8 protein-coding genes are annotated in these 7130 nt (G+C 37.2%); 7 read left to right on the top strand and 1 reads right to left on the bottom strand.

Annotated features, from left to right (window positions below):
• Window positions 1–75 precede the first annotated feature (75 nt).
• The 5 genes from sleB (at window position 76) to fni (ending at window position 4629) form a co-directional block, all read left to right on the top strand.
• Window positions 76–801: a spore cortex-lytic enzyme gene (gene sleB / locus V7161_RS01910; RefSeq protein WP_335442028.1), complete on the top strand. Its 726-nt coding sequence runs from the start codon at window positions 76–78 to the stop codon at window positions 799–801.
• A 209-nt stretch (window positions 802–1010) separates the two neighbouring features.
• Window positions 1011–1685 (top strand): (d)CMP kinase, encoded by a 675-nt coding sequence (gene cmk, locus V7161_RS01905; protein ID WP_335442027.1) that lies wholly within the window; start codon window positions 1011–1013, stop codon window positions 1683–1685.
• A gap of 2 nt (window positions 1686–1687) precedes the next feature.
• Window positions 1688–2269 carry a lysophospholipid acyltransferase family protein gene (locus tag V7161_RS01900; RefSeq protein ID WP_335442026.1) on the top strand — a complete coding sequence of 194 codons (582 nt, stop codon included), beginning with the start codon at window positions 1688–1690 and terminating at the stop codon, window positions 2267–2269.
• A 152-nt stretch (window positions 2270–2421) separates the two neighbouring features.
• Window positions 2422–3561 (top strand): 30S ribosomal protein S1, encoded by a 1140-nt coding sequence (gene rpsA, locus V7161_RS01895; protein WP_335442025.1) that lies wholly within the window; start codon window positions 2422–2424, stop codon window positions 3559–3561.
• A 12-nt stretch (window positions 3562–3573) separates the two neighbouring features.
• Complete coding sequence (gene fni / locus V7161_RS01890; RefSeq protein WP_335442024.1) at window positions 3574–4629, top strand: type 2 isopentenyl-diphosphate Delta-isomerase; 1056 nt, start codon at window positions 3574–3576, stop codon at window positions 4627–4629.
• 134 nt (window positions 4630–4763) lie between these two features.
• Here the strand turns inward: fni and V7161_RS01885 are convergent, their stop codons facing one another.
• Window positions 4764–4904 (bottom strand): YpzI family protein, encoded by a 141-nt coding sequence (locus tag V7161_RS01885; protein ID WP_007084885.1) that lies wholly within the window; start codon window positions 4902–4904, stop codon window positions 4764–4766.
• Window positions 4905–5024: 120 nt separating this feature from the next.
• Here V7161_RS01885 and V7161_RS01880 point away from each other — a divergent pair, with 120 nt between their 5' ends.
• The gene (locus V7161_RS01880; protein ID WP_420491551.1) at window positions 5025–5621 is read left to right on the top strand and encodes a YphA family membrane protein; all 597 of its coding nucleotides are present in this window, start codon (window positions 5025–5027) and stop codon (window positions 5619–5621) included.
• Window positions 5622–5798: 177 nt separating this feature from the next.
• Entirely contained in the window at window positions 5799–7109 is a 1311-nt protein-coding gene (der, locus tag V7161_RS01875) for a ribosome biogenesis GTPase Der (protein ID WP_289985287.1), read from the top strand.
• Window positions 7110–7130 lie beyond the last annotated feature (21 nt).

Below are 7130 nucleotides of genomic sequence, written 5' to 3'. Positions count from 1 at the left end.
CTTTTACTGAAATTCTCCAAACCTTTCAAGGAAATTGATATACATTTATCTTTTTAAGAGTAAAGGGGTAAGGCCATGCAGAAAAAAATATTCATTAGGACTTTACTGATTTTTCTGTTTTTTCTTACGGTGTTTATATCTAATAGTGATCAAGATAAAGGTGTAAGGGCGTTCACAACCCAAGTAATTCAAATGGGAGCCACGGGCGAAGACGTTATTGAACTTCAATCACGTCTAAAATATAACGGATTTTATACTAGTAAAGTAGATGGTGTATTTGGATGGAATACCTACTGGGCTGTTCGGAATTTTCAAGATGAATTTGGTCTTCCTGTTGATGGAATTGTAGGAACCAGCACTAAGGCAATGCTTATTAAAGCTACAAAGTATGAAAAAACAGGTACATCAAATAATTCAAATAACTCTAGCAACGTGCCAACCGGCTTTTCTCAAAATGATATCCAATTGATGTCAAACGCTGTACATGGGGAATCTCGAGGAGAGATATATGAAGGTCAAGTCGCAGTCGCAGCAGTTATTTTAAATCGTGTCAGTAATGCATCTTTTCCTAACACAGTAGCAGGTGTTATTTATCAACCGGGAGCATTTACTGCTGTTGCAGATGGACAGATTAATTTAACACCAAATGAAACGGCAAAGAAAGCTGTGATTGATGCCATAAACGGATGGGATCCAAGCGGAGGAGCCATTTATTATTTTAATCCTGATACAGCTACAAGCAGTTGGATATGGAGTCGACCGCAAATTAAAAAAATTGGTAAACATATATTTTGTAAATAATATAATTTTTTAAAATTAAGCAGGAAAAAGTTGAAACTTTAACCTGCTTTTCTTTATGTATGAAAATGCTTGTATGCATAAGCAATTACAATTGGGAAACATAGCTTTTTTTTGATTAAAAGGTTAAAAAAAAGAAGCATTTCTTTATCTTATGGTAAAATAAAAGGAAGACAGCTTATGAGAAATCATGATTGCAATTAGGAGGATTTATGAACAAGAAACTATCTATCGCAATTGACGGCCCTGCTGCAGCTGGGAAGAGTACTGTAGCTAAAATTGTTGCTGAAAAATTAGGTTATATATATATCGATACTGGTGCGATGTACAGGGCATTAACATATAAGGCAATTGCAAACAATCTTAATCTTGAAGAAGAGGATACTTTACTAAAAATGCTTTTGTTGACGAGTATCGAGCTTTTGCCTTCAGAACGAGGACAATTAGTATTTTTAGACAATCAGGATGTAACGGATGAAATACGTTCTTCTGAAGTAACAAATTCCGTTTCTATCGTTGCAAAACATCAATCAGTTCGTGAAGAAATGGTAAAAAGGCAGCAAGCCTTTGCAATTGATGGCGGCGTTGTCATGGATGGACGTGACATCGGGACCCATGTTCTGCCAAATGCTGAAGTAAAAGTGTTCTTGCTGGCTAGTGTAGATGAAAGAGCAGAGAGGCGGCATCAAGAGAACCTTCAAAAGGGTTTTCTATCAAATTTAGATCAATTAAAAGAAGAAATTGCACGTAGAGATAAAATCGACTCAGAAAGAGAAATTGCCCCTTTGAAAAAAGCCGATGATGCAATTGAAATCGATACAACCTCTTTGGCGATTCCTGAAGTTGTAGAAAAAATTATGGCTCTGGTGCACGAAAGGGTTGGATAAGTGTGACGTTTTATTCTTTTGCAAGATCAGTTGCATATGGGATTTTTAAACCTTGGTACAGGATTGAGGCCCTAGGAGTAGAAAATATCCCAAAGGATGGCGGAGTCCTTCTTTGCTGCAATCATATTAATAATTTTGACCCGATTGTATTGGGAATCATGGCTCCTCGTCCGGTCCACTATATGGCGAAGGAAGAGTTATTTCGAGTCCCTGTGTTAGGTGAAATTGTTCGGAAATGTAATGCCTTTCCAGTAAAAAGAGGAATGAGCGATCGAGAAGCATTAAGAAAAGGATTAGGTATTTTAAAGGATGGACAAGTTTTAGGTCTTTTTCCTGAAGGAACTAGAAGTAAAACTGGTGAATTAGGGAAGGGGTTAGCCGGAGCCGGTTTTTTTGCCTTAAAGACTGAGTCCGCTGTAGTTCCTTGTGCAATTATTGGTCCGTATAAAAGCTTACGAAAGCTAAGGGTCGTTTATGGAAAACCGATTGCAATGGATGAAGCCAGAAACACAAAGGCTTCTGCTGAACAGGTTACTGAATTAATTATGTCAGAAATTCATAAACTGATAAAAGAGCATCAATAGGTATTGCTTGACAAAAAAGACTATTTGTAAGAAGTTTATAAAAAGAGATTTTTTTTGAAAATTCACATGGTTTATTATATGTGGTGTATACTGTGTGGTATCCACCGAATCATATATAGATTTTGCAGTTAATGGATTAAGGAGGAATACATATGTCGGAAGAATTAAATCAAGTAGAAGTGAAAAGCTTTGAAGTTGGGGACAAAGTAACAGGGCAAGTAACTAAAGTTGAAGAAAAGCAGGTATATGTCGACATTCAAGATAGTAAACTTGATGGGATCATCCCGATTAGTGAACTTTCCAGCCTTCATATTGAAAAAGCATCTGATGCTGTCCAGGAAGGTAATACTCTTGAATTAGAGGTATTAAAGGTGGAAGAGGAAGCATTAATACTATCAAAAAAGAAAGTTGATGCTTTAAAAGCATGGGATAGCTTAGAAAAGCAATACCAAAGCGGCGAAGTAATTGAAACAGAAGTAAAGGATGTTGTAAAAGGCGGTCTTGTTGTAGACCTTGGAGTCCGCGGTTTTGTTCCTGCATCCTTAGTTGAAGCTTATTTTGTAGAAGATTTCTCTGATTATAAAGGGCGCAAGCTTACGTTTAAAATTGTAGAACTTGATAAGGAAAAGAACCGTTTGATTCTTTCCCACCGTGCTGTTGTGGAGGAAGAAAAAGGTAAACAAAAACAAAATCGTTTAGGTGCCCTTCAGGTTGGCCAAATTATTGATGGAACAGTTCAAAGAATTACCGATTTTGGTGCTTTTGTTGACATTGGCGGAATAGATGGTCTTGTTCATATTTCCCAATTATCCTATGAACATGTTGGTAAACCAACAGATGTTGTTCATGAAGGTCAAAAAGTCCAAGTTAAAGTTCTTAGCGTTGATCGCGATAATGAAAGAATTTCATTGTCTATTAAAGAAACTCTTCCTGGACCATGGTCAAATATTAATGAAAAAGCTCCAAAAGGCAGTGTTTTAACTGGTACAGTTAAAAGATTAGTTTCTTATGGTGCCTTTGTTGAAGTATTTCCAGGTGTAGAAGGCCTTGTTCATATCTCCCAAATCGCGCATAAGCACGTTGGGACACCTCACGAAGTACTAAAAGAAGGACAAGAAGTAAAAGTTAAGGTTCTTGATACTAATGAACAGGATCAACGTCTATCTTTAAGTATTAAAGAACTTCTCGAAAAGGAAGTTGAGGAAAACCTTGATTATGAGCTTCCTGAAGAGTCAAAAGGATTTCAACTTGGCGAAGTCATTGGTGATAAATTAAAGAATCTAAGAAAATAATGGTGATAAGAAGTGTCTAGATCTGAACGTAAATGGGACCACATTCGTTTTGCCCTAGAAAATGGGCAAGACCGTTCATCCGCTTTTGAAAATATTAAGTTTATTCACCAAAGCTTACCGAATATTAATGTGCTCGATGTTCGATTAGACCACTCAATTGGCGAACTTTATTTAAGTTCGCCAATTTTTATCAATGCGATGACAGGCGGCGGCGGAGAAAAAACCTATAGAATAAATAAAGAGCTGGCAATGGTAGCGAAATATTCAGGGCTTGCCATGGCTGTTGGTTCCCAGATGGCTGCGTTAAAGGATAAAACGCAAAAATATACATATGAAATAGTTCGAAAAGAAAATCCTGACGGTGTTCTTATTGCCAATTTGGGAAGTGAAGCGACACCAGATGAAGCGAAAGCTGCCATTGACATGATCGAAGCAAATGCTATCCAAATTCACCTAAATGTGATTCAAGAGCTTACGATGCCTGAGGGGGACCGAGACTTTACGGGTGCTTTAAAAAGAATTGAAGAGATTGTAAAGAACGTAGAAGTTCCGGTTGTTGTAAAAGAGGTAGGATTTGGAATGTCGATGGAAACAGTAAGAACTCTGAAATCAGTGGGTGTGACCGTGGTTGATGTTGGCGGCTCTGGTGGAACGAATTTTGCAGAAATAGAAAACAGGCGCAGGGAAAAATCACTATCCTTCTTTACAGATTGGGGCATTCCTACCCCCATTTCCATTATTGAAGCATCATCAGTATCGAATGATATTTCCATCATTGGTTCTGGGGGATTTAGTAACGGGATTGAGATGGTAAAGGGCTTAGCTGTCGGAGCCGATGCAATTGGTATTGCAGGTTATTTCTTACGAATTCTTGTTGACCAAGGAGTAGATTCCTTAATGGGTGAAATCGAAACTCTGCATAAAGAAATGATAATGATAATGACTGCCCTAGGGGCAAAAACAATTGCTGATTTAAAGAGAATTCCCCTTATCATCACTGGTGAAACCTGCCAATGGTTAAATCAAAGAGGAATAGATACAAGAACATTTGCCCAAAGGACCATTTAAAAAGCTCTCGCACCCGCGAGAGCTTTTTTGTGAAATAGAATGGATAAATTTCACTTTGCGAATTGTCCAGCTCCAGCGCCTAGCCCCTCAAGGTTTCTTGTCGGGGCTGTCCAAGGCGCTTACGCTTTTCTTATTTATCTTTTACCATCATTCAAACCCCGTGCTTCCTCTGGGCTTGATAATTTTGTTGCACCAGGGTAGTGTAAAGCCTGATCACGATCTGATTCAACCCTTCTGCTTGCCTTAAGCTTTTTTTCTTGGCGGTCTTTTCCCAATATCCACACCTCCTCTTTTTAAGATGAATCACGACCGAAAATATTATGCGAACAAGTATGAAAGTACATAAGGATTACCAATAATGAAAATAATAGGAGGTGTGTGTAGTGGAAGGGACAATGTTTTATTGGATTTATTGGACGTTTTGGGTTTATTTAACCTTTATGATGGAAAAGCAAAACCCTTATCGTTTAAAACTTTCTGCAATTGTTCTTATAATTATTATCTTTTCAAATTATCATTTCTTCATAGGCAGCATGGAAATCTATAGTAGCGGTTTATTATTATTAATTTTCTCCTATTTATTTTTAGGACAAGAAAAACTTGGTGCACTCCTCTACTTGTTTATAGGAGCTTTAATTGTTTCAATTGCCTATGTGACCTTCCATTTATTTGAGATTTTTGATCCTGTTTGGATTATTTTCAAAAAGGAATGGATGATGGGGATAGTGATTGGCTATTTAGCCATCCTTTTGCAGAAAAACTTAAAAGGAAGGTTATTAATAGTTATCTGTGGCACAATGCAGGGAGAATTTTTATATGCATTTATTTTAAGTAAATACGATTTTCCATATCCCATTGGTGCATTTGCATATTTAGATGCATGTTCTTTAATTGCTGCATTGCTGTCAGCATGGAGTATTCTTGAAAATTCTGGAGCGTTTTTCCAAAATCACTTTCATTTTTTTGAAAAAGCAAAACAAAAATCATCATGAAATTAAAACTTGTTGAGCTTATCATTGCGGGAAAGCTTTAACATTTGCTAAACTATTGAAGTTAGACCCTTCTAAACAAAGAAGGGTTTATTTCTTCGTATTAGTCAATTCATTTGTTATTAAGATAAATGAACAATTTAGATCTTTAATATAAGGATAGAAAGGATGGCGATCATAATGGTGAAACCTGTTATTGCCATTGTTGGACGGCCCAACGTTGGAAAGTCTACAATTTTTAATCGAATAGTCGGGGAACGAGTTTCCATCGTTGAGGATATTCCCGGAGTAACCCGAGATCGGATTTATAGTTCTGGAGAATGGCTGACACATGAATTTAATGTAATCGATACTGGAGGTATTGATATTGGCGATGAACCGTTTTTAGAGCAAATTCGCCAACAGGCAGAGGTAGCAATCGATGAAGCTGATGTAATTATCTTCTTAACCAATGGAAGAGAAGGAGTAACTGCTGCTGATGAAGAGGTTGCAAAAATTTTATACAAATCAAAAAAACCGATTGTACTAGGAGTTAATAAAATCGATAATCCAGAGATGCGTGAGCAGATTTATGATTTCTATGCGCTAGGTTTTGGTGAACCTATTCCGGTTTCTGGTTCTCATGGATTAGGACTCGGGGATCTATTGGATGAGGCAGCAAAACACTTTCCTAAAAATAAGCAAATGGATTACGATGAAGAAACTATTAAGTTTTCCTTAATTGGTCGACCGAACGTTGGAAAATCTTCTTTAGTAAATGCTATTCTTGGTGAAGATCGGGTTATCGTCAGCAATATTGCCGGGACCACACGTGATGCCGTCGATTCTCCATATACGTACAATGGTCAAAAATATGTCATAATAGATACTGCAGGTATTCGAAAAAAAGGAAAAGTGTATGAAAGTACCGAAAAATATAGTGTACTTCGTGCACTCAGAGCAATAGAAAGATCGGATGTTGTTCTTGTTGTCATTAATGCCGAGGAAGGAATTATTGAACAGGATAAGAAAATTGCCGGTTATGCCCATGAAGCAGGACGAGCAGTTGTCATTGTCGTAAATAAGTGGGATGCAATTGAAAAAGATGAGAAGACGATGAACGAGCTTGAGCAAAAAATTAGGGATCATTTCTTATTCCTTAGCTATGCTCCGATTGTGTATTTATCGGCAAAAACGAAAAAACGAATCCATACTCTTCTTCCGATGATTAATACAGCTAGTGAAAACCATTCAATGAGGGTTGAAACGAGTGTATTAAATGACATTATTATGGATGCGGTTGCTATGAATCCTACTCCAACTGATAAGGGTAAACGGTTGAAAATTTATTATACTACCCAAGTAGCCGTAAAACCTCCAACCTTTGTTGTATTTGTGAATGAACCTGAATTACTGCATTTTTCTTATGAGCGCTTTTTAGAAAATAGGATAAGAGATGCTTTTGGGTTTGAGGGAACACCTATCAAAATTTATGCAAGAGAAAGAAAATAATGATGAGGTGGTGTGATGGAC

The organism is Neobacillus drentensis (assembly GCF_036965425.1).
Classification (GTDB): Bacteria; Bacillota; Bacilli; order Bacillales; family Cytobacillaceae; genus Neobacillus; species Neobacillus drentensis_F.
This window is presented reverse-complemented; position numbering and strand designations above follow the sequence as displayed.

Bases quoted from the DNA above. Each gene is read 5' to 3' on its own strand.
- sleB (WP_335442028.1), top strand. From the start codon at position 76: ATGCAGAAAAAAATATTCATTAGGACTTTACTGATTTTTCTGTTTTTT.
- cmk (WP_335442027.1), top strand. From the start codon at position 1,011: ATGAACAAGAAACTATCTATCGCAATTGACGGCCCTGCTGCAGCTGGG.
- rpsA (WP_335442025.1), top strand. From the start codon at position 2,422: ATGTCGGAAGAATTAAATCAAGTAGAAGTGAAAAGCTTTGAAGTTGGG.
- V7161_RS01880 (WP_420491551.1), top strand. From the start codon at position 5,025: ATGTTTTATTGGATTTATTGGACGTTTTGGGTTTATTTAACCTTTATG.
- der (WP_289985287.1), top strand. From the start codon at position 5,799: ATGGTGAAACCTGTTATTGCCATTGTTGGACGGCCCAACGTTGGAAAG.